The sequence below is a fragment of the Bradyrhizobium sp. SHOUNA76 genome, assembly GCF_023006445.1.
In the GTDB taxonomy this organism is placed as follows: domain Bacteria; phylum Pseudomonadota; class Alphaproteobacteria; order Rhizobiales; family Xanthobacteraceae; genus Bradyrhizobium.
Genome location: NZ_JALBHA010001221.1, coordinates 1 through 223, shown reverse-complemented (window position 1 = coordinate 223; position 223 = coordinate 1). Strand labels below are relative to the sequence as shown.

The window sequence follows — 223 nt, the reverse complement described above, 5'->3', positions numbered from 1 at the left end:
CTCGATGAAGGAGAACAGATTGCGTGCGTAGAGGCTGGAGGCCGAGGCCGCGACGCGGCCGGCGACGTTGGTGTAGCCGACGATCTTGATGCCATCGAGGTCGACGACCTCACCCGGCTTCGCACCCTCGACATTGCCGCCGCGCTCGACGGCGAGATCGACCAGCACCGAGCCCGGCTTCATCGACTTGACCATGTCGGCACTGACCAGCTTCGGCGCCGGC

1 pseudogene is annotated in these 223 nt (G+C 66.4%); it reads right to left on the bottom strand.

The window, feature by feature from the left end:
* Positions 1-223 (bottom strand): annotated as a pseudogene (locus MOV74_RS40595) (NAD(P)(+) transhydrogenase (Re/Si-specific) subunit alpha); the annotation flags it as partial.